The organism is Mycolicibacterium pyrenivorans, from assembly GCF_025821625.1.
GTDB lineage: Bacteria > Actinomycetota > Actinomycetes > Mycobacteriales > Mycobacteriaceae > Mycobacterium > Mycobacterium pyrenivorans.
Map to the genome: position 1 here is coordinate 48,169 of NZ_JACKSH010000171.1, position 2,184 is coordinate 50,352.

Annotated in this window: 2 protein-coding genes; both read right to left on the reverse strand. The window is 71.7% G+C overall.

From position 1 onward, the window contains the following. Window positions 1–286 (reverse strand): hypothetical protein (locus tag H7I57_RS20225; protein ID WP_264025595.1); only part of this gene is annotated, 286 nt, incomplete at its 3' end. 354 nt (window positions 287–640) lie between these two features. Then, a complete protein-coding gene (locus H7I57_RS20230; RefSeq protein WP_264025596.1) occupies window positions 641–1,423 on the reverse strand; it encodes a DUF4192 family protein in 783 nt (260 codons plus the stop codon). Between the last annotated feature and the right edge of the window lie 761 nt (window positions 1,424–2,184).

Below are 2,184 nucleotides of genomic sequence, written 5' to 3' on the forward strand. Positions count from 1 at the left end.
AATGGGTCGGGGCGGTGGCGGCGATGAAGGCTTCGGCGTCGGCCAGGTAGTACTCGGCGTGGCGGAGCTCGTCGGGGCTGGCGTCGCCGGCGAGCAGGACGGTGACGGCGTAGTCACGGGCCGACAGGGCGTATTGGCGGCGGCGGTGCGGGTCGTCGGCGGCGGCCACAGCGGAGTGGATGTCGGCGCGGGCGTAGGCCAGCACCGCCGTGGTGCTCGGCCCGGCGTTGAGGTTGCTGGTGGGGTCGTGGTCGGTGACGGCCCAGGGGTTGGCGGCGAGGGTCACGGTTGTTCTCCGTTCGTCTGCGGTATTTGCTGCGCCGGTTAGCGCTGGGGTTGCGGGGGACCGGCGGGGTGGCGCGCGCAACCCCGAAGAGGCCGCGACNGGTTGTTCTCCGTTCGTCTGCGGTATTTGCTGCGCCGGTTAGCGCTGGGGTTGCGGGGGACCGGCGGGGTGGCGCGCGCAACCCCGAAGAGGCCGNGACGAGCGGNGCAGGNTTTTCGGCCCGCGAGCGGCAGCGAGCTTGATAGGGCCGAAAAGGTCACTCGGCCTGCGNAGNTCGGCGCGGGTGTGGGTTGCGCGTGACGGGGCCTCGTCGGTCACACTGGGCGACCCAGCTGAACGGTTAAAGGTGNGGGGCTACGGACCACGCCCGCCGCAGGCGGGCNTCCGCCGGTCGCACCTAGTGCGCCGGCGNCCGCGCACCGGAAGACACCACACCAGCCGGTGCCCGCACCCTGCGGTGCCGGGGTGGGTGTCGGTGAGGACGCGGCGGATCAGGGCGGGCTCGATGCCCGATTCGAGGGCGGCCAGGAGCATGGCGGCCAGGGTGGGCGGTTCGTCGCCGGCGTCGGTGGCCTCGGTGATGGCGATGTCGGCGGCGATTCCGGCGCGGACGGTGTCGTTGATCAGGCAGTAGCAGACTGCGGCGATGGTGAGCGCTTCGGTGCGGGGNCGCCCGCGCAGTTGGCGGGCGATGTGGGTCCACACGTTGGTGGCGGCACGCTCGTGGTCGAGGGCGAGGTGCAGCATCGCGTCGCGGAGNGCGGGGTGGCTGGTGATGAGGATGCCGGCGCGGGTGGACAGGGTGGCGCTGATGTAGCGGCTGGCTCCGGTGAGAGCGTCGGTGATGTCCTCCATGGTGGTGGAGACCAGGACGGCGTGGTCTCCGACGGCGACGGCGGGGGCGGGGGTGATGGGGTCGAACTCGCGCACGAGGTCCTCGCGGNGGGCGGTGAGGATCGCGCCGTCGTGGATGCGCTGCGCGGTCAGCAGCGAGTCGGTGTAGGGGTAGGTGGTTCCGNTGGCTCCGGTGTCGGGGTCGATCCAGGTACCGGCGGCGGTGACGTCGCGGGTGGTGAGGCGGCGGCGGACGGTGATGCCGGCCTCGGTGAGGGAGTCGCGGATGCCGTCGAGGACCACTGCGGCGTGGTCGTCNAGCTCGGCGCTGCANACGGCCAGGAGCAGGGCGCCTGGCAGGTGCGGGCGAAGCTGGCAGCTTGGCTGGCGCTGATGGTGATGTCGCAGCGGATGGTGACTTTGATGATGGGGGTGCCGTCGGGCTCGGTGCCNAGCAGGTAGACCACGACGCTGTTGGTGGGGGTGAAGCCCAGCAGGGCGGGGCAGCGGCGATGACGTCGGCGGGGGCTCCAAGTTTGATGGTCATGGTTGTTCTCCGTTCGTGTACGGGTTGGGTGCGCCGGTTAGCGCTGGGGTGCGGGGGACCGGCGGGGTGGCGCGCGCAACCCGAAGAGGCCGTGACGAGCGGAGCAGGGTTTTCGGCCCGCGCGAGCCGGCGCGCAGCGCCCTGGCGAGCTGGCGTTGGGCCGAAAAGGTCACTCGGCCTGTGCGGAGTTCGGCGCGGGTGTGGGTTGCGCGTGACGGGGCCTCGTCGGTCACACTGGGCGACCCAGCTGAACGGTTAAAGGTGAGGGGCTACGGACCANGCCCGCCGCAGGCGGGCNTCCGCCGGTCGCACCTAGTGCGCCGGCGACCGCGCACCGGAAGACACCACACCAGCCGATGCCCGCACCCTGCGCGGACACCGGCCGGGGGCGGTGGGTTAGTCGGTCATGGTGTTGCCTCGGTAGACGTCGCCTTCGATGTAGGTGAGCAGGTCGCCGTTGGTGTCGGCCAGGCACCAGTAGTAGGGGGCGTCGTAGCGGACGACCCGCCAGGTGCTG